The following is a 23,974-nucleotide window of genomic DNA, read 5'->3' as shown; positions in this document are numbered from 1 at the left end:
TTTAGAAATAGAGATTGCCTAGCAGGGTGAGGATCAGCGCGAAAACCAGGTTCAGGACCAGACCGATCCGTATCATGTCACGCTGCCTGATTTTTCCCGATCCAAACACGATCGCATTGGGTGGCGTGGCGATAGGCAGCATGAAGGCACACGACGCGGCAAGGGTAAGCGGCAGGACAATCTGGCGGGGCGGCACACCCATATCCATCGCCACAGCGGTGAAAATGGGTACCAGCAATGCCGCGCTTGCCGTGTTGCTGGAGAGCTCGGTGAGGAAGATGACAAACACGACAACGACCCCGATGAGCAGAATGACAGGCCATCCGGTCGTGAGGATCTGGATTTCGTGGGCCAGATAGTAGCTTGCTCCCGTGCTGCTGAGGATTTTACTGAGGGTGATGCCGCCACCAAAGAGGAGCAGGACCCCCCAGTCGGTGGCCCGGTCGATATCCTTCCAGTCAACCAACCGGCAGGCGGCCAGAAGGAGAACTGCTGAGACGGCTACAATGGTGTCGAAGGAGCCTGAAATACCGAACCACTCCGTCATCTGCCCACTGAGAAGCCATCCACAGATTGCTAGAAGGAAGACGCCAAGCGTCACGATACGTTTTTGACTGAATGAAAAGGGTTCGGGTTGAACTGCCACCACAGGTAACTTTCCCGGTTTTGCCAGTAATCCCAGCAGGACAAACAATACAGGGAGGAGAATAAGCACACAGGGAATGCCTATGGCAAGCCACTCGGTGAAGCTGATTTTCAATTGCGCCGCTGCAATCGCGTTGGGTGGCGTTCCGATGAGGGTGCCAATGCCACCGATGCTTGCCGAGTAAGCAATTCCTAACAGCAAATAAGGTGCCGCCCTGGTCGACGCAGCCTCGCCGTGTTGATCCGAAATATTGGCCAGGATGCCAAGTGCCACCGGTAGCAGGAGGGCTGCGGTTGCCGTGTTGGATATCCACATCGATAACAGGGCCGATACCAAAAACAGGGCGAGGGCTGTAGCTTGGAATCTCCCCCGGCCGATCACCACAATGCGCATAGCGATCCACCGGTCCAGCCCTTGTCGGGAGAGCGCGGCAGCCAAGCCAAACCCACCTAGGAAGAGAAAGATCAACGGGTGGGCAAAACCCGAAAAACCACCACTCACATCAAGTGCGCCCGTGAGCGATGCCAGGACGGGAATCAAGAGCGCGGTCAGAGCCAGGGGCAGTGCCTCGGAAAGCCACAGCACCGCAGCCAGAACGAGGATGGCAAGCCCCGTGCGCACGGTGTCGGGATCTTGCCCTGCCGCCGGATTCCCCAGTGGTAACCAGTATTTAATGAGGAAAAAGAGCGCGAAGGCGATGCCGATCAATCCGATTTTTCTCGTCGTGGGCGGGAGGTGAAGCGTTGCTGTCTTTTCACGCAGAACCGTTTCTTTACGATGTGGCATTGGGTCGCCTCATACACGGTGAAGCAGAAAAATTCAAGTCGATACTTACGCGGACTTATGCCTTCGTTAGGAACCGGCGTAGGAAAAAGGAGATAAGGTCTCCTGCGAAAATAACCGCCGCCCCGAGCATGACATAAAAAAACATCTCGTCATAGGCACGTGAAAAATTGCGCGCGAGCTGAATGTGAAAGCCCAGCGAAGCAAACCCCAGCATCCCTAGAATCGTAGCCTCCCTCACACAGGTTTCCCAACGGTAGAAAAGATACATCAGGAAACGGTTGAAGGATACAGGCATATAACTGGCAAAATAACACTGCAGTCGACCCGACCCGGAGTAGATGAGTTGTCGACCCGAATCCTGTGGCTGGTTCTCAATGACCTCCCCCCACAAGCGACCAAGGATGCCCAGGTTATGCAGTGCCAGGGCAAAAACAAGTGGCCATGCACTGATGCCTAACAATCCGATCAACAAATACGCATAGATGTATTCCGGGATAGCACGGCTGACGATGAAAAACAGGCGTGTAACCAGTCCGCAGGTGTTCCAGACCGCGTTTCTGAGTTGGCTCACTCGACCTCCGGAAACACCCAGAGGTTGGCTGCTGGCGAGGGTGCGGCTAGCCCATGGAAGCAGTAACCATGCGCTGAAAGCCGAGATGATGATGGCCGCCGTGGCCATCGCGATCGTATTGCCCAGGGCGACCTCGCCATTTTCGCGCCAGAGCTCGGCGGCCCAGGGTGCGGCGTCCCCCCACGAGCCGCTTTCCCTGACCGGCTCGGGGGTGAGTTTGGTCAGGAAGTGAGCGACTCGCTCGGCTCGACTCCCCGGTACCATATCCCGGGTCAGGGGTTCTGATTGGATGCTGATCAGAGCGGGAAACCAGGAGATCAATGTGAGCAGCACTGTCGTCCACACCAGCACGCGTGTCATCCGCCACTTGGGTGCGGTTTTCCTGAGTTGTCTGATGTTGGTTTCCACTGATCCATCCAGGTTGCCAAGCCGTTGCCGCTGGGGGATCGTATTGAGTCGCTTGCGTAACTGCGCACCAAGAACATCCACGATGATGATTACGCCTAACAGTAAATAGAGCTCTGTCCAGAGTTCATTGTAAAAGTTGTTTTCAAACGATCTGCGGATCGACAATCCAATGGTTTCTATGCCTATGAATCCAAGCACCGCCGATGACCGTAGAGCACATTCAAACCGATACAGCGTGTAGGTAGCCATGTCAGGTAGCGACTGAGGCACCAAGGTTGTTAGAAAAGCCTGCACCGGGCTTGCTCCCGTGCTGACAAGATGGTCGCGAGCCTCGGTGGTTTGTTCATCAATGATTTCCGAAAACACCTTGGCAAGTGTGCCAGTGAAGGGCAACGCAAGGGCAACACAAGCTGTGATGGGGTCATGTCCCAGGGCGGCCAGAAAGAGGATCGCCCAGATGAGTTCGTGGATCGAACGCATCAGGGTGATGAGCAGCCGGGTTCCCCAATGAAGGGGGCGTAACAAGATCCTCATCACCCTGCCTCGTTTCCCTTGGGGCCACCAGGTGGTAGAAGCAAAAAAGCCAAAAAACAAACCCGCCGGAACAGCCATACTCATGGCAATAAATGCATAGCGGAGCGTGGTTCCCATTTCCTTGAAGATCCTGGCCACAAAGGGACTCGCATCGTCGGGCAGGCTTTGGCTCTGATCCGTGAACGCAGGGTGCAGCGCCGCCTGGAAAAAACCCTCGGAACTCCCCGGAGGGGTGGGGGGCATCGGTCCTAACACCCATCGGCAGACCAGGAATATCAACAGCAGGACGAGCACGGTCAGTTTCCTGCCGTCGCCTTTGAGAAGTGCTTTGCCTGGTCTGTTAGTCCGTGCCGACATGATTAAAATTCGAAAAGCTCACGGCACTCCTGGTCGTTTAACTCAGAGGGACGACTGTCAAAAACCACCCTGCCACCACGTAACCCGATCAGCCGTGGGAAAAACTCCCGCGCCAGCTCCAGGTTGTGCAGTGAAACGATGAGCGTGAGTCCCTCCTCCCTGGATAGCTGGATGAGCAGTTCAATGGTGTCGCGCGCGCGCGCCGGATCAATGGCGGAAACCGGTTCATCCGCCAGGATGATGGCCGGATTTTGATACAGGGCCCGTGCCACCGCCACCCGCTGCTGCTGTCCACCCGACAAGCTGTCGGTGCGGTCATAGATTTTCTCCCGTATACCCGTGCGGTCTAACAGTTTGTAAGCACGGTGGGCCTCTGCGCGCGAAGGTCGAATAGCCTGCCTCACGGTTTGCAACAGATTGATCTCCCCCAAGCCACCATTGAGGACATTCCTGAGCACACTGACATTGGGCACCAGTCCAAGGTGCTGGGGGATCATTGCGATCCGGGTGCGGAGTGACTTGAGATCACGCGGACCGAGTGCGGCCGGGTTGGACTCCAGTGAACTGATCTCACCCTGACTGGGCGTGAGCTGGGTTCCCATCAGCCGGAGCAGGGTCGTCTTGCCACATCCTGACGGCCCGATAAGCGCAACCTGCTCGCCCGTTTTGATATCAAGCGAAATATCCTTCAGCGCTTCCGTGGCACCAAAGGAATGAGAAACATGGGTGAGCTGCAGTGACATATGGACTAGTGATAGACATAAAAACAGGCCAGGGCAATAGCATCACCCCGACCTGTATGAGCTGGTCGTTACAGGATTATTTCAGTTTCACACTCTTCATGACATCAGCAATGCCTTGGAAGGTGCTGTTGTCCACCTTGACAAACTTGTCGCGGTCGAAGGCCTTGAGCACGGCTGCGTCAGTGCATTCAATCAGCGCCTGCTGTAGCTTATCGGTAAAACCTTCACCAAAGGTCTTGTCCAGATCGGCCCGGGCCGTGAAGTTGTAGTCGGCATACGCAGGGGTTTCCCAGATGATACGACACTTGTTAGGGTCGATTTTTCCATCCTTCACCAAGCCGTCGTAGGTGCTGTAGTTGAGGACACCCGTTTGATAGGTGCCGTCCTGAACCTGGTATGCCGTCTTATCGTGCGAGTCCGAAAAACCCACCTTGCTATAGAACTCGAGCGGTCCCTGATTGGTGTTTTTTACAATAAAATGGGCGGGCATGATACAACCGGATGTGGAGCCTGCGCTACCAAAGGTAAACGTCATCCCCTTGGTTCCCTGGGGGAATGTCTCGGCCTTTGTCAGGCCTGTCGATTCGTTGGCGATGAAATAGGATTTGAATTGAAGGTCCTTGGCTCCTGCCACAATGGCCCGTGAGCCGGGTGCCTCGTTGCGTGCCTGCACGCCGGTGACACCACCAAACCATGCCAGTTGAATATCTCCCGTGACAAACTTATCGACGGATGCGCCGTAGTCGCTGGATGGCACAAACTCCACCTTGATCCCCAGTTTCTCTGAGAGCCACTTGGCGGCGGGGTTGTATCTCTCGGCCTGGGCGGTGGTGTCCTGGTCGGGAATCGCTGAAAACCGTAGGACCTTCTCTCCCTGGTTTTCCGCGTTTTGGTTTTCTTCTTTGTTCTCTCCACAGCTGCTGATGACAACTGCGCCTGCAATGATGGATGCCAGACCGACACCTTGGAATATACGTTTTCGTTTCATGGGTTGTGGTGGTTGATTAACCGACGGCACAGAACAACACATACCTGCCCTTGTCTAGTTATTTCGGGAGTTGATCTTTCCGGAGTTGGCATGTCGTTTGCTTAGGTCAGGCATCCCAAGAGATTCCACCGCCTATGTAATCGACTCAATAATCGACTCCAGAACTCCTGGTGCCATACCCATTTGGCTGGTAAAACCGGTATAACATTGCATCAAAGTAGGAATTTTTGATTCCTTAATCGTTCCTGTGTGCCGTTGATGCTCTTTTTTATTCATTCCCTCACCATTGAAAATAAGGGGGTTGTGGGGAGGGGTGAAAAAAGATGGAGAAAAAGTGTCGAAAGGTGTTGACGTGGAGGGAAAATCTAGTAGGTTCCGCCCGCCGCTCCAACGGAGGGCACGCAAGAGACAGTGAGTCGACCGCGAACAGAGCTTGAAGGAGCGAAGTTTACCGGTCGATTTTTTATCCTCTGCGTTGAAGTGATCTTTAACAGTGCGGTCCTGGCTGCAAGGCGGATGAGACGATGAAGGTGCGACCACCACGGTTGCATTGGAGTGTTGTCCGGACGGTGTGGACAGGATGGAAGAGGAAAGATTGAATTGTGCGCTGCGCGACTGTTGAAGAATGGTGCGCAGATCATGTAGGGAGAAAAGGGTTTCGGCCCGGAGCTCTACTACTTGTCAATTTGGTAAACGTAAATTTACGCTCCAAGCAATTGGAGAATATAAAATACAAAGCCTGTAACTGTTTAAAAAGCCCGTCCTATGGACGGCATTTATACGGAGAGTTTGATTCTGGCTCAGAATGAACGCTGGCGGCGTGGATAAGACATGCAAGTCGAACGGGGAACATGAATAGCTTGCTAATTGTGTTTCCAGTGGCGGACGGGTTAGTAACACGTGAGCAACCTGCCCCGGAGCGGGGGATAGCCTTCCGAAAGGAAGATTAATACCGCATACGATCTACGGATCAAAGACGCCCTCGGGTGTCACTCCGGGATGGGCTCGCGGCCTATCAGCTTGTTGGTGAGGTAACGGCTCACCAAGGCGACGACGGGTAGCTGGTCTGAGAGGATGATCAGCAACACTGGAACTGAGACACGGTCCAGACACCTACGGGTGGCAGCAGTCGAGAATCATTCACAATGGGGGAAACCCTGATGGTGCAACGCCGCGTGGAGGATGAAGGCCCTAGGGTCGTAAACTCCTGTCATATAAGAGTAAGGCATACGTGATTAAGAGTCGTGTATGTTTGATAGTATTATAAGAGGAAGGGACGGCTAACTTCGTGCCAGCAGCCGCGGTAATACGAAGGTCCCGAGCGTTATTCGGAATCACTGGGCGTAAAGAGTACGTAGGCGGTCTGGTAAGTCAGGTGTGAAATCCCGGGGCTCAACCCCGGAACTGCACCCGATACTGCCAGACTGGAGTAATGGAGAGGCAGGTGGAATTCTTGGTGTAGCAGTGAAATGCGTGGATATCAAGAGGAAGACCAATGGCGAAGGCAGCCTGCTGGACATTTACTGACGCTGAGGTACGAAGGCCAGGGTAGCGAAAGGGATTAGATACCCCTGTAGTCCTGGCAGTAAACGGTGCGCGCTTGGTGTGGGAGGACTCGACCCCTTCCGTGCCGGAGCTAACGCGTTAAGCGCGCCGCCTGGGGAGTACGGTCGCAAGACTAAAACTCAAAGAAATTGACGGGGACCCGCACAAGCGGTGGAGTATGTGGCTTAATTCGATGCAACGCGAAGAACCTTACCAAGGCTTGACATGTATTGCTAAGCACGTGAAAGCGTGTGACCCCTCGGGGACCTTACACAGGTGCTGCATGGCCGTCGTCAGCTCGTGTCGTGAGATGTTTGGTTAAGTCCAGCAACGAGCGCAACCCCTGTGAATAGTTGCCAGCGCGTAATGGCGGGGACTCTATTCAGACTGCCCAGGTCAACTGGGAGGAAGGTGGGGATGACGTCAGGTCAGTATGGCCCTTACGCCTTGGGCTGCACACGTACTACAATGCCCAGTACAATGAGAACCGATGCCGCGAGGTGGAGGAAATCTGCAAAACTGGGCCCAGTTCGGATTGGAGGCTGCAACTCGCCTCCATGAAGTTGGAATCGCTAGTAATGGCACATCAGCTACGGTGCCGTGAATACGTTCCCGGGTCTTGTACACACCGCCCGTCACATCATGGAAGCCGGTCGCACCCGAAGTATCTGCGCTAACTTTTTAAGAAGCAAGGTCCTAAGGTGTAGCTGGTAACTGGGATGAAGTCGTAACAAGGTAGCCGTAGGGGAACCTGCGGCTGGATCATCTCCTTTCTATGGAGTAATCGGCAAGGCGTTCACGCGCCCGCTGCCGAAGGTCGGCGCCTAAAGTGACGCAAGTCGCCAGGGTGTCTGAGTGAAGACGCGAAAGCGGTTCACGACTTATTAATTATTATGGCGCACCATGTGTTAAGGCATGAACGCAGCGTACAATTCAATCTTTCAATGGTTCTAACGAACTGGAACTCTTCACAAAAACCGCCCTCCTGAAGGGGGTATAGCTCAGTTGGTAGAGCGCCTGCTTTGCAAGCAGGATGTCATCGGTTCGAACCCGGTTACCTCCACCATCTTCTGAATGAAGGAATGAAGAATGAAGAAGTGAATAAATGATTCATCATTCAATGATTCAATCGTTCATTTCCAAAGGGGCCTGTAGCTCAGTTGGTTAGAGCACACGCTTGATAAGCGTGGGGTCGCTGGTTCAAGTCCAGCCTGGCCCACCATCTTCAGAATGGATAATTGCAGATTGCAGAATGGATGATTTATCCGGACTCCGATCCCACGTTGTTCAGGGAGGTTTTAAAAAAAGCACAGTTAAAAAAAGACGAGCGCAGCGAGAATAATCCAATTATTCATTCTGCAATCTGAAATCATTCATTCGCAAAGTTCTTTGACATCTGTAGAGAAATGATTTCGGGCGAGCCTCATGAACTTACTTCGGTAGGGGATTGAAAGTCTGAAGTCATTGATATTTCCTGTTCTGTATGACTGTCCGGGCCGCGCGAGCGGTGGGGACGGTTCAAAAGAAAAACAATACAATTTTGATTTGAGCTTTAGTCCTGCAGTCCTTGGAAATACTCGAAACCAACCAAACCGCATCATCATTCCTGATGATGCGAAACCAAGCACGGCCGGTGGCATGCAGCAATGCGGATCATCGGCCATGATTGACAAACCAACGATCCGACCGTCATGTCAAAGTGATGGGAGGAGAGAAGGAACCAAAAAATTTATGGCAATAAATTTCGTTACCCTCGACCTAGGTCGGGGATGACAAAGCTGAATTTTCGAAACAGGAATCAAGCTTTAAAGGGCACATAGTGGATGCCTTGGTGCTAGAAGGCGATGAAGGACGTGATAAGCTGCGATAAGCTTCGGTGAGCCGCAAACAGGCTTTGACCCGGAGATTTCCGAATGGGGTAACCTGGCTGGAGTAATATCCAGTCGTTGCTTGCTGAATAAAATAGGCAAGCATACGCAATACCCGGTGAAGTGAAACATCTCAGTAACCGGAGGAAAGGAAAGAGAAATCGATTCCGTGAGTAGTGGCGAGCGAAAACGGAAGAGCCCAAACCGGGGGATTTATTCCCCGGGGTTGTAGGACCCCGCCGTGGGACCGGAGAGGATAGGTGAAGCATTTGGAAAGATGCGACAGAGAGGGTGAGATCCCCGTAACCGAAATCCTCGAAGGCCCTAGGGAGTTCCTGAGTAGCACGGGACACGTGAAACCCCGTGTGAATCTGCGCAGACCACTGCGTAAGGCTAAATACTAACTAGCGACCGATAGTGAACAAGTACCGTGAGGGAAAGGTGAAAAGTACCCCTGTGAGGGGAGTGAAACAGAACCTGAAACCATGTGCCTACAAGGTGTAAGAGCCGGGATTCGTTCCGGTGATTGCGTGCCTTTTGCTTAATGAGTCTACGAGTTGGTGTCTGTGGCAAGCTTAAGTCCTTCTGGGACGCAGGCGTAGCGAAAGCGAGTCCGAACAGGGCGACATAGTTGCAGGCGCCAGACCCGAAGCGGAGGCGACCTACCCATGGCCAGGTTGAAGCGTCGGTAAAACGACGTGGAGGACCGAACCGTTGTGTGTTGAAAAACGCTCGGATGAGCTGTGGGTCGGAGTGAAAGGCTATTCAAGCCCCGTGATAGCTGGTTCTCCTCGAAATGCATTTAGGTGCAGCGTTGCGTGTTGATGAGTGGGGGTAGAGCACTGAAAGGGCTAGGGGGCATACCCGCCTACCAACCCCTATCAAACTCCGAATACCATTCAATAGAGCGCAGCAGTGAGACAGTGGGGGATAAGCTTCATTGTCGAAAGGGAAACAGCCCAGATCAGCAGCTAAGGTGCCAAAATCATGCTAAGTGGAAAGGAGGTGGGGTTTCTTAGACAGTGAGGATGTTGGCTTAGAAGCAGCCACCATTTAAAAAATGCGTAATAGCTTACTCATCGAGAGACCCTGCGCCGAAAATGATTGGCGATAAGCATGATACCGAAGCTCTGGATGTCAGAGTCCTGCGGGACTCTGGCGTGGTAGAGGAGCATAGTCAGCCGGATTGAAGCGGAAGGGCGACCGACCGTGGACTGCTGACTAGAGAGTATGTAGACATTAGTAACGATAAGCCGGGTGAAATCCCCGGCCGCCGTAAACCCAAGGTTTCCCGGGCAACGTTTTTCGTCCCGGGGTTAGTCGGGACCTAACCCGAGGCCGACAGGCGTAGGGGATGGTAAGCAGATTAATATTTCTGCACCTGCGAAGTGAAGGGGACGCTTTTTGGATTGCAACCAGGTTATTGAATTCCGAGGGGAGGCCTTGTGCCGAACCGCATTGCATGAAGAAGGGCCAAGAAAAGCCGACACGACCAAAAGCAGCCCGTACCGTAAACCGACACAGGTGGGTGGGTAGAGTATACCAAGGCGCAAGAGTGAAACCTGGTCAAGGAACTCGGCAAAATAGCTCCGTAACTTCGGGATAAGGAGTGCCCCCCTCGGGGGGCCGCAGTGAAAAGGGTCAACCGACTGTTTAGCAAAAACACAGCATTCTGCCAAGGCGCAAGCCGATGTATAGGATGTGACACGTGACCAATGCCAAAAGATTACGATGAGATGTTAGCCCTTGAGGCGAAGCTTCGAGTCCAAGTCCTGGTGAATGTCGGCCGTAACTATAACGGTCCTAAGGTAGCGAAATTCCTTGTCGGGTAAGTTCCGACCTGCACGAATCGTGCAACGAGTTGACCACTGTCTCGACCAGGAGCTCAGTGAAATTGTAGTGCCGGTGAAGATGCCGGCTACCCGCAGAAGGACGGAAAGACCCTATAGACCTTAACTGTAAGCTGTTACTGGTTATTCGATTTTAATGCTCAGCATAAGTGGGAGACTTTGAAGGGCGCGTTTAGGCGCGCCCGGAGTCGTCAGTGAGATACCACCCTTTGACATTGGATAATCTAACCCCGAGCCGTCATCCGGCCGGGGGACCGTGGCAGCCGGTCAGTTTTACTGGGGCGGTATCCTCCTAAAGAGTAACGGAGGAGCGCGAAGTTTGGCTCAGCACGGTCTGCAACCGTGTTTCGAGTGTAAAGGCATAAGCCAGACTAACTGTGAGACCCACAAGTCGAGCAGATACGAAAGTAGGCCTTAGTGATCCGGCGGTAGAAAGTGGAATTGCCGTCGCTCAACGGATAAAAGGTACCTTAGGGATAACAGGCTGATCGCGCCCAAGAGTTCATATCGACGGCGCGGTTTGGCACCTCGATGTCGGCTCGTCGCATCCTGGGGCTGGAGCAGGTCCCAAGGGTTGGGCTGTTCGCCCATTAAAGCGGCACGCGAGCTGGGTTCAGAACGTCGCGAGACAGTTCGGTCCTCTATCCTCTGTGGGCGTAGGAAAATTGAGAGGTTCAAACCCTAGTACGAGAGGACCGGGTTTGACGCACCTCTGGTGCTCCGGTTGTCCTGTCAAGGGCATGGCCGGGTAGCTAAGTGCGGCACTGATAAGCGCTGAAAGCATCTAAGCGCCAAGCAGTTCTCAAGATCAGTTTTCCCTGAAAGACCGTGGAAGACCACCACGTTGATAGGCTGGGGGTGGAAGTGCAGCAATGCATGCAGCTCACCAGTACTAATCGTCTGTCCGGCTTGATTCCTTCGAAATTCCAGTTTGAAGTATGTTTACCAACATAGTTGATGAGCATTCACGACATCTGGAACATCGGAATCAAAAGGAAAACCCCGGAACATAAGCAGTCCGGGGCGGACCGAGTTCGAAAATGAAGAGGTTTGGTGTGGTGAAAGCCATATGAAACGAGTAAAACACCAAGGACAATGGACTGAAGCCGTCAAAAGCTTGTATTGTTTGCAACGAACACAATAGGAAATATCCCTCTACAGTTGTCAAGGAACGCCTTTTAGTTCGACCATAAGGATCACTTCCAAACCCTCTTTCCCAGGACCAACAACACATACTCTGCATCCAGCAATCACCAACATGGTAGCTAAGGTAATTAGAGCTCGCATTTTACTCTGACGATGGGTGGTTATGAACTCAACATTCACAACTCAACACTCACAACCCGAGCGCAAAGCGCGAACTCTGGTGACCATAGCATGGTGGAACCACCCGGTCCCATTCCGAACCCGGAAGTGAAACACTGTTGCGCCGATGGTAGTGGGGCGACAGGCCCTGTGAGAGTAGGTCGTTGCCAGGTCTATGCCCGGTTTTGTCTTCACCGACAAAACCGGGCTTTTTTTTGCCCGGACATCCAGTGTGTTTCTGTGGCAATTGGTTTGTAATCGTATGATAAATGACCGGTGACGAAAAAATCAGACAACTTTTCCGATAATCGGCGTTTACTCTGACAGGATATAATTCATAACACCTTCCGTATCCCTTGAGGTAACGACCTCTAGTTATCCCAATTGTTATATAGCCATGAAAACAACATCACATTCAGCACCCGTCAGAGTCTCATCCCGTTCCCTCCAATCAGGTTTCACCCTGCTGGAAATGGTCATCGTACTGGGGATCATCGCCATGATCATGGGAGGCGCGATCTTTACCATGCAAAGGATTTCCGACAGCGGTGCGATTACCGTCGTTGATGGGGATTTTTCCTCCATCGGAAATGCGCTGCAGTCATACAAAACGAACGCAGGGAATTATCCATCCGAGCAGCAAGGTTTGAAAGCGCTGGTTGAAAAACCAACTTCCGCTCCACGGCCACGCCGTTGGACACAGATTATGGATGATGTGCCGAAAGATCCATGGGACAATGATTACATCTACAAGTATCCCGGGACCAAGGACCGTTCACGCCCCGAAATTATCAGTCTTGGTAAAGATGGACTTGAAGGCACTGAAGACGATATGTCTAGTCAGGATCCCAAGTGATCATGCAGCAAGCCGGATGTCATAAACGGGGGACGCAAGCCGGAGGTTTCACCCTCCTGGAGATTGTCTTTGTACTGGGCATGGTGGCTGTTCTGGCTACCTGGCTTACCTTGAGTGTGACGACTGTTCAGACAGAGCAACGGCTGCGGGAGGCATCGGGAAGTATCGAGACCCTGGCGAAGCAGGCACGCAATATTGCGGTGAGGCAACAGCGGGCCTACCAACTGACGATCACGGAGGAAGCGGTGTCGATTGCTCCCCAGTTTACCTCGATCTCAGATGGTGAGCACTTGATTGAACCTGAGGAAAACGAGGAGCCGGCTCCCAGGGATGACTTTGAGGATATCACGACGCGTGAAGAGACAGATGCCGAAGTCACTTACGAGATCAAACGCTGGAGGTCGGATGAGTGGCAGCTGATCAAGGGGGATACCAAAGTGGTGATCACCCTCGATCCGGTAGGACTGGTGGAGCCGATATCCATCCGTTGTAGTATCGGGAAAAGCTGGCTTATCCATGAGTTGCACCCGCTGACGGCGGGAATCAGGGATGAGGAAATGAGTATTGAGGATGATTGATATGAAGTTGTGATGAAATTCCAAACTCCAAATACCCAATACCAATTTTGCAGATCAGCAGGCTATGTCATGATGGAGATCGTCATTGCCTTGGGGCTGTTTTCTGCGGTGGCTGTCTCTCTGGTCAAAGCCTTGCATATGACCAGCCAGACGGCGGCAACGATACAGAATGAAATGCGTGTTGAGCTTATTCTGCGTAGTGCCATGACCGATGCCCTTAGTAATCCAAACCTGGAAGAACGGAATGATACCGAAGATCTGACAAGTATTACAGGGGATGAGGAATCATTTTTCACCGGTCAGATACAGACCATCGTGGAACCTTTGGAGCTGGAAAACGAGGACGGGCAACTGCTCCAGAACATGTTCCGGATCGAGGTGATTTTTTATTGGCAAGTTGATGGAGAGTGGCAGCAGCAAAGTGCGGAAACCTGGCGCTACGCCAATCTTTACCGACCATAATGTGTGACTGGATTGATGAACACTAAGATCTATCAGAAAAGCAAACTGCGCAGGAGGGGATTTACTCTCGTGGAAGTGGTTATTGCCCTGGGGCTGATGGGGATGTTGGTCGGGATGATCTTCCGTGTGGCAAGATCATCCATGCAGCTTAGCCAGTCGGTGGTGGATGAACAGAATGTTACCATGGAGCGCAATGCATTTTTTAATCTGCTCAAGAATCACTTCGAGCAGATTCCAGGGAATGCGGTGATGCGATTGGAAAGTTACGATTCAAGAAATGGTGCGGTGTCCCGGACGATGTTCACCCTGACATTCCAGAATGTTCCAATGTCTTTTAATTGGGGGGAAACGCCGATGACGGCGGAGGCGGTTGAGCTGGCCACGGTGGAGCAACGCGATGGATTTGTGGACGTGGTCTTGAGGTTTTATGATGAGCAGATCCTTGAAGACAGTGACTCCACGGGGAATGACCATGTCGAACCGGTGGCTGAAATCACATTGATTCGGGGTTTGTGGATGTGTGACTGCGAAGTGGTTGACGGCAGGACACTGGAGTACCTGACCCAGTGGGAAAACAACGGGCAACTACCCCTGCAAGTGAAATTCTATTGTCGGTTCGAACCCACTGCCGATATTATCCAACAAACATTCTGGGTGGTGCCGAAACAGAACCCGGAAGTTGTTTTCCGACAAATCATGCAGCAAAATCCAGCGGGTCCTCAGGCGACACCAGGTGCTGATACCGGTGGTGTCCCGGGGGGTGAGGGCGGTGGTGGTGCTGAGGTGCCTCCGGTCATCATCAATCCTGGTGGCCCCATTCCGGGTAACGGTGGAGGTGGACCGAGCCGTCCCGGTGGTGGCGCAGGAGGAGGTGGCGGTGGCAATCGTCCAGGTGGAAATAACAATGGCATCCCCGGTGTTGGTGGCCGCGGTGGTAGGTAATAGACATGAGAACAGACGATCCATATCCAGTCATGGTGAACTCCTATGTTAAGGAGCCGGTTCGCTGTGTCGGTTCCAAGGTAAAGGGAAGCGCACTGGTCGCGGTGTTCTGGATTATGGCCGTATTGGCCCTTGCCGTGTTTGCCGCTGTCAGGGTGGTGTATTACGATGCGGATGTTGCGGCGTCGCAGATCAATGGTTTTGAAGCCTTGCAGGTGGCGGAACGGGGCATCGCGGTTGCGGTGAATCCTGCGGTGGATAAAATGGACCCGCTTCTGGATTGGTATGATGAGGAGCGGGATATTTCGTATAAAGTACGCATCCAATCGGAGGCAGCGAGGTTTAACATCAATGTTATCCTCATGCGCAAAGACAAAACCCTGTTGACTGATATCTTTACCGATTGGGGGATGGAGCTATTGGCGGCACAAACGCTTGTCGATAATCTGACCGATTGGGTGGATGCCGGTGACCTGGCCGAGCTCAATGGTGCCGAGATCGATTGGTATGAAGACCAGGGCCGCCCCAACCACCCCTTTAACCGGCCGTTTTACAATCTCGATGAAATGCGTCTGGTCAAAGACATGGAACTGCTTGAACAGGTCAATCCTCACTGGAAAAACTGGTTCACGGTCTGGAGTAATGGTAAGCTTGATGTCAATGAGGCGCGGGCCGAGCTGATTGCGGCTGCGGCTGAAGTATCCATCGACGATGCCCAGGATCTCGTCGAACACGTGCTCGGGCCTGACCTTGAGCGCGATACTGAGGACGATCAGCGATTTCAGAATTTGACGGAAGCCCTAAGTCTGCTAGGAGTCTCTGAGTTCCAGCAGCAAACGGTCGCGCCAAGACTGACAACAAGTGACACCACCACACGTATCGTGAGCGACGGTCGCGCTGGAACGGTGAAACGCCGGATCACACTGATTCTCAGAAGCAGAACCGGCCAACCCGCCATCCTCGAACGAAAAGAAGAAATCATTCCGTAGTTGCCTTATTGATGCATTCGTTCATTTCTCCAATCATTCATTTCAAAACCATTGAGCAGTAAAACAGACAGCACTCTCTTGATCCCCGGCCCCGATGGTTGGGAGCTTTGGCAGGGTAGTGGCGAAAAAGGATTCAGGAGAAGCCTGGAGAACGGGCCTGCGCGGGCATCAGGGATCGAAAAACTCCCCGCCGGTCGCCTCCTGATGAGCTTTCCTGTGCGTGAAGCCCTGGCCATACCGTTCAAAGTCCAGACCCAGGACCAGTCGATGTTCGAGGATCTGGCGGCGATGCATCTGGAGAAATCGGGAATCCGGCCTGATGCGGCTGCCGGTCGACTGACCGATGTCTTTGTCGCAGGGCATCCCGGGGGTGAAGATGGGCAGACGACGCTTCTCAGTGTGGTGCTTTCTGCTCCGGCTGATGGGACGATGCCGCTGAGGGCGCCCGGCAAGTTTGATATCTCGCCACGTTTCTTCCACATGGCTGAGAATGCCGTGACCCTGTGGCGTGAGCTTGGCCGCTGGGTGTTTGCTGTCACCAGCGAGGGGCATCTTACCTATTTTCAGGCCCTTCCCGGGGCATCTCTGGGTAAAGAGGCCGTCCGTGATATCCGCCTGGCACTGACCCAGCTCAGCTTGCAGGGCGTGAACATGGTGATGGAGAAGGCGGTGGTCTGGACATCGGGGCATAACTCGGACCCCGGTGACGATGAAATCCAAGCCTTTGGCAAAGAACTCGGCGCAGAGGTGTCGGCAGAACCCAAACCCCGCCCGGTCCTGCCCAACCCGTTGAGTCGGCTTGTTCCCGCCGATGTCCGGGCAGAACAACGACTCAAGGCGGAAAGGCAGAAGCGCAACCTCATCATTGCCGCTGTTCTCCTCGTTTACTTCGGTATCGCCGGATACTTGGCCTACAACTACATCCAGCTCGGGAACCAACTGAAGAAACAGGAGCAACAATTAAAAATCGTGAAGCTGCAGCACGGTGACATCGGGTTATTTAATGCCGACTGGGATCAATTGGCACCTGTCGTTGACAGCCAGCACTGGCCGTTGCAGCTCCTCTACCGGTCGTCGGTAATCATTCCGCCAGGACAGGATCTGCGATTTAAGGTATTTGAAGCCACACGGGAGAGTATCACCCTGGTCGGCGAAACCGGGGACCTCAAGCTCGCCAGTGATTTCGGGGAGAAAATTCGCCGGTCCCTCTCGGATTATGACTGGAAAATTGAACCAGCGACGTCGGACATCAAGACGAACCGCTGGAAATTCACCTACGTCGGTATGTTGAAAGGGGAATCAGTGGAATGAATGCACGCGAAAAGAAATTGGTTTTCATCCTCTTCGGGGCGGCTTTTGTCATCTTGAATGTTTTTCTCTTCACCTCCTACAATACGGCGATGCAGAAGAAGGGGAACCAGCTCAAGCAAGGGGAGAAGGACCTTAAACGAATGGAAAAGGAACTCTCGGCATGGGACTCGCAGGCGGAAGATGTCAATTGGCTGAACGAAAACCCTCCCGTCGAGGGGACGCATGGACAAATCGGCGCTGAGTTGGCGACATACACTGAGAAAAGCGCCGACCGCTACCGGGTGACCATGAAGAAGCGGCCGACCCCGCAACGTGAAGATCCCGAGGAGACGGGAGCTTACCGCAGTGCCCGTGTCAAGGTGCAGGGAAATGCCATGGATAGAGAGCTTTATTTATGGCTGACCGACTTGCAGGATCCTAAGAAAGGCCGCTCCATCACATTCCTCCGTATCTGGCCCCAGCGTGATGACCCGACCCGGGTTGACTGCGAGATCGAGGTGACTCAATGGTTTACCCCCAAAGTGGAAGAGGAGGCGGTTACCACCAATTGATCATCAGGTTTCCGAACGAGCCATAAGCCCAGACAGACAATAAACCATCCCACCGGCGTTATTACCACTATAAGCATCAAGTTTACTCCCCATGCGTTTTACCCTTTTCCAATCGGCGCTGATTACCTCTGCCCTCTCCATTGCCATGGCGGGGATCGCCACCGCGACGCCTCCTAAAAAACCGAACCTGGCTCAGTTCAATACCTTGATCGACAGGTCTCCGTTTACAATCAAACCTGCCCCAACTCAACCAGGAGGGGTTACCACCCCCTTGGAGCGCGACTGGATGCTTGGTAGTATCCGGCCCAGCGGTAACGGATGGTCAGTTACCCTGATCAATAAAAAAGACCGCAAAGAACGCATCCGCCTCATCCCTGGTTTCTCCGCAGGCGATTTCCAACTTCTTGAGGTGAAACAGGACCCCAGATCCGAGGAAAACTCCAGAGTCCATATCCGTAAAGGTTCTCTCACGGGGTGGATCACCTATGATGAGAAACTTATCAAGGTCCGTCCATCTGTCGCATCCAAGGCTCCCAACCCACAACCATCTGCCTCATCAAGCCGTGGTGGTCCTCCAATTCCAGGCAGGTCGTCCAGCTCTGCCCCAACATCCCGCGTCCGCCACGTCCCCAGATCCGGGCGTTAAACGAATCATCAAACCTGACAATCACGCTAAAAACGTATGAAATTATTTATCCCTGTTCTCATCTCCCTGGGCCTGGCTCTTTCGCTGCATGCCCAGACACCCGCCGCTCCGGCCGGCCCTGTGAACCCGGCCGGAACCCCGGCTGCAAAGCCTGTTGAGCCAAAGGTGCCCACGGTTCCTTCGCCCAAGCCACCGGTGCCGGAGGCCGTGCCCAATCCTGCAACGCCTCCGGCCCCGGGTATCCCCGGTTTGCCCGCAGGCGCTATTCCCGGAGTCAATCCTGCTGTGAACCCGGCCGCCCAGCCAGCACCCGCGACAGGGCCCGATGCGATGGCCGCCAAAGCCGGCCAGGTGATTGATGGCAGCAACTGGGATGACCAGGACGTGGCTGATGAATACACCAAATACACAGGTCAACGCGTACTGCTCAGTTCCGCGACCCAGAATCTGGAAATCAGGTTCTATCAACGCGGGCCACTGACCAACCGTGAGGCGGCGAACCTGTTAGTCAAGGTTCTGGATATGGAAGGTTTTGTGTTTGTCCCAAGTGGCGCCAACGAAGTGAAGTTATTACCTAAAGCACAGGGAACCGGTTCCAATGGTCCCGCCGAGCTGGAAGGCATCATTGATGATGTCAATGACATCCCGAAAGGGGACGACTACATTTCCTACTTCATGAAGTTAGGTTTCATCAAGCCGGAGGAAGCGGTGCGCACCTTTACCCAGAGTATTCATGGCCTCGATCCCGGGGCGAAAATCGCTCCTGTCCCCAATGCATCCGCTGTCCTGATCACCGGTAAAGCAGCCTTCGTGCGCAAGCTGATCAACCAGCAGAAATACATCGATGTACCGACGGGCAATGTGGGTACGGCATGGGTCGCCCTTAAATATGCGGACTCCGAGGAAATCGCAGCCACCCTCAACGAAATCATGAACGCCCAGCAGCAGCGCAAAACCACGGCTGGTGTCACCACCGCTGGCAGGACCAGCACCTCGTCCAACAATCGGCCTCCCGTTCCCGGCGTCAAAACAACACCATCGACAGCCGTCGACGGCAGTACCACTGCGGCAGGAGAGGATATCCCGGTGCAAATTGTCGCCAGCCCACGCTTGAACAAGATCTTTATCATGGGACGACCTGTGGATATTGTTTTTGTCGAAGGCCTCGCCCGAGAATTCGATGCCCCGCCGAACAAAAATACATTCATTAAGCAGAATTTGCGTTTCATGATCGCCAGTGATTTTCTGCAAGTGGCGGCAGACGCGCTCGAGGCGAATAATACCTCAAGCAGCACCGGACAAGGTGGCGGTGCCAGGACAAACACCCGCCAGCAAAGTACACAAAATAGAAGTCAACCTACACAGAATAATCGATCAACAGGACAAGCTGCAAATGGTTCTTCTAGTGCGGAGTCTGTTCAGGAGTTCAACGTCAGCGATGTGCCTGAGTCCATTGTCGTAGGAAAGACTTTCATTGTGGCCGACAACCTGGCTAACAGCATATTGGTTCAGGGCCCACCAGAAAGTATCCGAATCGTCACCGAGCTGATCGACAAGTTGGATGGTCGTCCCCAACAGGTCATGATTTCTACCGTTTTTGGTGAAGTTTCACTGGGCAACGGTACAGATATCGGAGTCAGTCTCGGTGCTATTGGTCGAGGCGGAGATCGTGATAGTGCAGGCTCAACCGGAGGTGGAGGCGTTTTGCCTGATTTTGGGCAGCTACTCTCTAATGCAGGTTTGAATACGGCTTCTGCCGGTGATCTGGTGAGAGGCCTCAATGTTTATGGGAGAATTAATGATTTTACCGGGGTATTACGAGCTCTTGAAACAAGATCGGATTTTAAAATTCTTTCAAGGCCGACGGTTTACACAGCGAACAATAGGAAGGCTGTGATATCCTCAGGAACACGTATAGCAGTGCCAACTAACCAGTTTAACAGTGGTGCCACTGGGCAAAGTACAAATATCGAGTATAGAGATGTGCTACTTCGATTTGAAGTGGTTCCTTTAATAAATTCCGCTGAGGAGGTGACTCTCCGTATCTCTTTAATCAATGACACAGTCGGTGAGGATCAAACTGTTGGTGATTTAACAGTTCCTTCCATTGGTACTGAAACCGTGACTACTACAGTTACCGTGAAAAATAACGCTACTGTAGTGATTGGCGGCTTGGTGACAGAAACGGAGCGCAATTCCAAAAATGGAGTGCCTGTTTTAAGCCGGATTCCGGGGGTCGGAAGATTATTCAGTCGGACGACAAAAAGTGTAGATCGACGTGAACTCCTCGTTTTTATACAGCCGCAAATAGTAGATGGCGAAGATAGTCAAAACGAAGCACAATCCGATATGGAACGCCGCTACGATGTTGCACCCGCCACCCGTGATTTTGCGGATGGTGTACTTCCTGCCAAACCCGGCTCAAGGACGGCTGCCCCAAGGAAAAAATCGAGCTCCAAAGGCGATATTCCCACTGCTTCAAAGCGACCCTCCATACGATACCCAACGAGAAGGTAGTGTGTGGAGCGCGGGTTTACAACCCGCGGCAACCAACGTGCATATCCTGTCGCGGGTTACAACCTACGCCGCCAAGGCTATGAAGGTCAGGAACCCGCACCCCAGAGAATGAACCGCGTCGCAGTCATCAATGTCGTAGGCCTTACCCAAGGTCTCATCGGGGCACATACACCGGCGATCAGGGCGTTTGCAGATTCGGCGGCTGTCCACTCGTTCCCGCCCGCGTTTCCTGCGGTGACGTGCACCGCGCAGTCGTCCTACCTGACCGGTAAGGGGCCGGGCCAGCACGGTATCGTCGGCAACGGGTGGTATGACCGCGAAGCCGCCGAGGTCAGGTTCTGGAAACAGAGCAACCACCTGGTGCGGGGAGAGAAGATCTGGGATCGGCTCCACGCGGAAAATCCTGGTGCCACCTGCGCCAAGATGTTCTGGTGGTATAACATGTATTCCACCGCCGACTGGTCGGTGACCCCGAGGCCGATGTATCCGGCGGACGGCAGGAAGGTGTTTGATATCCATACCCAGCCGATGGATCTGCGCGAGCGGATGAAGTCCGACCTCGGCGAGTTTCCCTTTCCCTCATTCTGGGGACCGGCGGCGGGTATTGCATCGTCGCAATGGATCGCGGAGTCCGCCAAGTGGATCGAAAACCATGAGCGTCCGACTCTGAACCTGGTTTACCTGCCACACCTCGATTACTGCCTCCAGAAATACGGTCCTGATGCGGTAGAGGTCGTTCCGGAGCTCGCGGCGATTGATCAGATCGTAGGCGATTTGATTTCCTTCTACCAGAATCATGGTGTCGAGGTGGTGCTGCTTTCCGAGTATGGTATTTCCCGGGTGGATCGCGCGATCCACCTCAACCGGGAATTCCGCAGGCGTGGTTGGATCCAGGTGAAGGATGAACTTGGTCTGGAAACGCTCGACTGCGGGGGCTGCCGGGTCTTTGCGGTGGCCGACCACCAGGTAGCCCACATCTACATCAACGATCCGTCGATTCGCACAGAGGTCGTCGGGTTATTGGATCAATTGGAAGGCGTGGAAGAGGTGCGCACACCGTCCGGCATGTGGGGTGAGGGGGTGGCTACGGACAGGGCGGGGGACTTGATCGCCGTCGCTGAGGCGGATGCGTGGTTTACCTATTATTATTGGAACGATGATGCCAAGGCCCCAGACTTCGCACGCTGTGTCGATATCCACCGCAAGCCAGGATATGATCCAGTGGAGCTGTTCCTCGATCCCGGACTCCCGTTTCCGAAAGCGAGGATCGCGGCGTTTTTACTCAAGAAAAAACTGGGCTTCCGGGCACTGCTTGATGTGATTCCGCTGGATGCCGGCCTGGTCAAAGGTTCCCACGGCAGGGACAAGGTGCCGGTATCCGAACAGCCGGTGTTGATTGCACGGCATGATAGTGAAATCAGATCGGCAGAGGATGTTTATGGCGCGATTCTGGCGATAATAGGGCGGGATAAAATAACAGACAAATAAGCCGGTTGATGGCATTATTAGACTAGATGGCCGATAGCGACGGATACCAGGCAAGGCTGGATTGCAGCTCTGCATGGAAGGACTGGCTCAGGGAGCACAGCTCACGTCTTTACATGTACGCCCGTCAGCGTTGTTCGTGCCGCGAGGATGCGGAAGATATGATCCAGGATGCCCTGGTCCGGCTTTGGGGTTATCAGGAAGAGCGCGACAACGCCCCTCCCGACCTGCCCTTGGCCTATTCCGTACTGCGCTTTGTCGCCATGGACCACGGCAAGAAACAGGGGCGGAAAAAACGCAAGGAGGAGACGATTGTTTTCCTCCATGACCGTGAGGACTACTGGCTCGATACCAGCGCTGAGGATGACGAGGAGTCAGTCATGTTGCGCCAAGCTGTCGACGGCCTGGGCGAGAAGCTTCGCGAGGTTGTGACCCTGAAAATATGGGGTGGCCTCACCTTCGGCCAGATCGCCGAGACCATGGCCATATCCCCCAACACCGCAGCCTCCAGATATCGCTACGCACTGGAGCAACTGGAACGGAAACTTGAAATCCTCAAACACCAAGGCCATGGGTAATTTCCAATCCATCGAAGATAAGCTGAACCGTCTGGTTCCACCTTCCGTCAGCGAAGCCGGACAAGGGAGGCTTGAGGAAACCATCGATCAACTCGCGAGGGTCACCCCTCATCCCGACGTGGAACCAGGGGGCGTCCCGGCCGACACAACGGGCAACTGGCCATGGAAGGCGACTGCCGCACTGGCATTGCTTGCTGTGCCAGCGGTGATGTTCAAGCCCGGGGAAGCGCCGTCAAACCCATCTCTTGCAAGCAACCATCCTGCGGCGGAGGCCTGGAATAACCCGGTTCTTGTTGTTTTAAAAACCACCAACCGGATCGACGGGAGTGAGGATGACGGACTGATTATTCCCGACGACGGCAGTATTCCCCATTTCCGCTACCGCTACCATGTTACCGACGAAGAACTGGTCCGCGATCCGGAAACAGGCACCGTCATCACACTTCGCCAACCTCGCCAGGAAGTGGTCACCATCCCCGTAACCGAGTTTTAATATGAGCCTTTACCCCAACAAACGAATGAATTCCACTTCCCTCGTCAAACCATGGCGGCAGGTATTCGCTGTGTGGTGCGCCAGTGTTTTTACCCTGGCCGCCCAGTCGACGGCTCCTGTCCCCCCCATCCCGGGCCAGCTGAATCCATTGCAAACCAAGGCTGTGCAACTCGGTGTCACCGTCGCAAAACCCGGTGCCGCTGTCTACGCCCAGCTCCCCGGGTTGCCGCGTGGAACCGGCTTTCTTCTCCAGAGCGTCACCGCTGGAGGCACGGTCGATGTGGCCGGCCTGAAGCCCATGGATGTCATCTGGAAATTGGGTGACCAGCTGTTGATCAATGAAAACCAACTGATGACCCTGCTCGCGCTCCACCGCCCGGGCGATGAGGTCACTGTCTCTTACTTCCACTCGGGGGTGGAGAAGAGCGCGACACTTCTGCTTCAGGCCAGCAAACCGGCCCACATGCAACCAGGTGACATCGCGATCACCCCTCCGTTTCCCGGCGCCCCGGCAGAGGCTTCCCAGGGGGGATACTCAAAGGGGGATTCAAACGGTCATGCCGCCGATTTCCCCGCCCTGCCAATGCGTGTCATCAGCTACGAGGACCGCTCCGCATCCATCAGCGACAACAATGGCACGGCCACCCTGATATTCAGGGAAGGCAAACCATGGCTGCACGTTGAAACCAGCCAAGGCGTGGAGACCTACAACGGTCCGGTGGGCGATGCCGAGGCCATCTCGCGGGTTCCGATCGCCTGGCGCAGCCGTTTACCCATACTCCAGCGGTCATTGGAGGAGTCTATCAGGCTCCGCCGATTGCCCCGCGTCCGCCGTGTCCCGACCCCCAAACAGCGGATTGCGGGTGGTGAGTAGGCCGCCAAAGCAGGATCCGAATAGAGAATAATAATCTTGATTCATCAGAACAAGAGAATAGGGTTGCTATTTCGGCTTGGCCTTTCCATGC

At 53.9% G+C, this 23,974-nt stretch carries 17 protein-coding genes, 2 tRNA genes and 3 rRNA genes; 18 read left to right on the top strand and 4 right to left on the bottom strand.

What is annotated here, in order from left to right; genetic code table 11:
* Position 1: 1 nt before the first annotated feature.
* The 4 genes from H7A51_10640 to H7A51_10625 form a co-directional block, all read right to left on the bottom strand.
* Positions 2-1,432 carry an SLC13/DASS family transporter gene (locus H7A51_10640; protein MCP5536669.1) on the bottom strand — a complete coding sequence of 477 codons (1,431 nt, stop codon included), beginning with the start codon at positions 1,430-1,432 and terminating at the stop codon, positions 2-4.
* 55 nt (positions 1,433-1,487) lie between these two features.
* A complete protein-coding gene (locus tag H7A51_10635) occupies positions 1,488-3,302 on the bottom strand; it encodes an ABC transporter permease subunit (protein MCP5536668.1) in 1,815 nt (604 codons plus the stop codon).
* A gap of 2 nt (positions 3,303-3,304) precedes the next feature.
* Entirely contained in the window at positions 3,305-4,045 is a 741-nt protein-coding gene (locus H7A51_10630) for an ATP-binding cassette domain-containing protein (GenBank protein ID MCP5536667.1), read from the bottom strand.
* 76 nt (positions 4,046-4,121) lie between these two features.
* The gene (locus H7A51_10625) at positions 4,122-5,033 is read right to left on the bottom strand and encodes a putative selenate ABC transporter substrate-binding protein (GenBank protein MCP5536666.1); all 912 of its coding nucleotides are present in this window, start codon (positions 5,031-5,033) and stop codon (positions 4,122-4,124) included.
* A gap of 779 nt (positions 5,034-5,812) precedes the next feature.
* On the opposite strand from H7A51_10625, the gene H7A51_10620 reads away from it, so the two are divergent.
* The 18 genes from H7A51_10620 to H7A51_10535 all read left to right on the top strand — a co-directional run bounded on the left by H7A51_10620 (position 5,813) and on the right by H7A51_10535 (position 23,883).
* Positions 5,813-7,362: ribosomal RNA gene (locus H7A51_10620) — 16S ribosomal RNA — on the top strand.
* Positions 7,363-7,568: 206 nt separating this feature from the next.
* Positions 7,569-7,644, top strand: a tRNA-Ala gene (locus H7A51_10615).
* Positions 7,645-7,723: 79 nt separating this feature from the next.
* A tRNA-Ile gene (locus H7A51_10610) sits at positions 7,724-7,800 on the top strand.
* A 573-nt stretch (positions 7,801-8,373) separates the two neighbouring features.
* Positions 8,374-11,214 (top strand): 23S ribosomal RNA (locus H7A51_10605).
* Positions 11,215-11,658: 444 nt separating this feature from the next.
* Positions 11,659-11,774: ribosomal RNA gene (gene rrf / locus H7A51_10600) — 5S ribosomal RNA — on the top strand.
* Together the 16S, 23S and 5S rRNA genes with 2 tRNA genes alongside form the textbook arrangement of a ribosomal RNA operon.
* Positions 11,775-11,998: 224 nt before the next feature.
* Entirely contained in the window at positions 11,999-12,457 is a 459-nt protein-coding gene (gene gspG, locus H7A51_10595; protein ID MCP5536665.1) for a type II secretion system major pseudopilin GspG, read from the top strand.
* Between the two features lie 2 nt (positions 12,458-12,459).
* Positions 12,460-13,035: a type II secretion system protein gene (locus H7A51_10590; protein ID MCP5536664.1), complete on the top strand. Its 576-nt coding sequence runs from the start codon at positions 12,460-12,462 to the stop codon at positions 13,033-13,035.
* A 12-nt stretch (positions 13,036-13,047) separates the two neighbouring features.
* Complete coding sequence (locus H7A51_10585) at positions 13,048-13,497, top strand: hypothetical protein (GenBank protein ID MCP5536663.1); 450 nt, start codon at positions 13,048-13,050, stop codon at positions 13,495-13,497.
* Positions 13,498-13,512: 15 nt separating this feature from the next.
* On the top strand, positions 13,513-14,439 hold the full coding sequence (locus H7A51_10580; GenBank protein MCP5536662.1) for a prepilin-type N-terminal cleavage/methylation domain-containing protein: 927 nt from the start codon (positions 13,513-13,515) through the stop codon (positions 14,437-14,439).
* Between the two features lie 5 nt (positions 14,440-14,444).
* Positions 14,445-15,428 (top strand): general secretion pathway protein GspK, encoded by a 984-nt coding sequence (locus H7A51_10575; GenBank protein ID MCP5536661.1) that lies wholly within the window; start codon positions 14,445-14,447, stop codon positions 15,426-15,428.
* Between the two features lie 51 nt (positions 15,429-15,479).
* Entirely contained in the window at positions 15,480-16,739 is a 1,260-nt protein-coding gene (locus H7A51_10570; protein MCP5536660.1) for a hypothetical protein, read from the top strand.
* The gene (locus tag H7A51_10565) at positions 16,736-17,290 is read left to right on the top strand and encodes a hypothetical protein (protein MCP5536659.1); all 555 of its coding nucleotides are present in this window, start codon (positions 16,736-16,738) and stop codon (positions 17,288-17,290) included. Before H7A51_10570 ends, H7A51_10565 begins: the two co-directional genes overlap by 4 nt.
* A gap of 91 nt (positions 17,291-17,381) precedes the next feature.
* Positions 17,382-17,936, top strand: a complete 555-nt coding sequence (locus tag H7A51_10560; GenBank protein MCP5536658.1) for a hypothetical protein — start codon at positions 17,382-17,384, stop codon at positions 17,934-17,936.
* A 36-nt stretch (positions 17,937-17,972) separates the two neighbouring features.
* Complete coding sequence (locus H7A51_10555) at positions 17,973-20,453, top strand: hypothetical protein (protein ID MCP5536657.1); 2,481 nt, start codon at positions 17,973-17,975, stop codon at positions 20,451-20,453.
* Between the two features lie 108 nt (positions 20,454-20,561).
* Positions 20,562-21,941, top strand: a complete 1,380-nt coding sequence (locus H7A51_10550; protein ID MCP5536656.1) for an alkaline phosphatase family protein — start codon at positions 20,562-20,564, stop codon at positions 21,939-21,941.
* Between the two features lie 26 nt (positions 21,942-21,967).
* Positions 21,968-22,516: a sigma-70 family RNA polymerase sigma factor gene (locus H7A51_10545; protein ID MCP5536655.1), complete on the top strand. Its 549-nt coding sequence runs from the start codon at positions 21,968-21,970 to the stop codon at positions 22,514-22,516.
* Positions 22,485-23,009, top strand: a complete 525-nt coding sequence (locus H7A51_10540) for a hypothetical protein (protein ID MCP5536654.1) — start codon at positions 22,485-22,487, stop codon at positions 23,007-23,009. Before H7A51_10545 ends, H7A51_10540 begins: the two co-directional genes overlap by 32 nt.
* 25 nt (positions 23,010-23,034) lie before the next feature.
* Positions 23,035-23,883: a PDZ domain-containing protein gene (locus H7A51_10535; protein ID MCP5536653.1), complete on the top strand. Its 849-nt coding sequence runs from the start codon at positions 23,035-23,037 to the stop codon at positions 23,881-23,883.
* The last annotated feature ends 91 nt before the right edge of the window (positions 23,884-23,974 follow it).

The sequence above is a fragment of the Akkermansiaceae bacterium genome, assembly GCA_024233115.1.
In the GTDB taxonomy this organism is placed as follows: Bacteria; Verrucomicrobiota; Verrucomicrobiia; order Verrucomicrobiales; family Akkermansiaceae; genus Oceaniferula.
Note: the sequence above shows the minus strand (reverse complement) of the source record. Positions and strands in the feature narration are given on the sequence as shown.